The 511-nt window shown below is 45.8% G+C and carries 1 protein-coding gene; it reads right to left on the bottom strand.

Annotated elements, in window-relative coordinates; all coding sequences use genetic code 11:
- The coding region (locus AC4FQX_RS15240; RefSeq protein WP_491168574.1) for a hypothetical protein at positions 1-511 on the bottom strand (511 nt) is incomplete at both ends.

Below are 511 nucleotides of genomic sequence, written 5' to 3' on the forward strand. Positions count from 1 at the left end.
TACCTGCGGAAGGATCGGTTAGCTTGGTCTTTCTGCCCCAGCCGTCTTGTTCTTGTGTGATAACGGTCTGATCGTATATGGTGGTTCTGGCATTTCCGTTGGCATAGTAGGTATAATGGATGGTGCCTCCGGGATCGGTAACGGAAACGATATTGCCTATGGCGTCTTTTACGGTGGTGCTGGTTTTTACGCCATCATCAACGGTTATTTGTAATGGGGCATAGGTAATTTTAGTGACTCTTCCTGTAGCGGCAACGGATTCTGTTGGTCTGTCATAAAGATCATAGGTAACGGTATTCCACAGCGAAGCGGATGAGCCAAAATAGGGTTCGCTTTCTTTAATTACTCGGTCATGGTGGTCATACTGATAGCTTTTAAATGCCCATTTGCCTTCGGCATTTTTTGCTCCTGCACGGATGGTTCTTCCTAATGCATCGGAAACGGTAGTGCTTTCGCTTCCGTCTTCTGCTTTTTCGGTACTACTGTATTCTGCCTTGTTTTTAGTATAGGT

Source organism: Flavobacterium sp. AK-301, assembly GCF_058310215.1.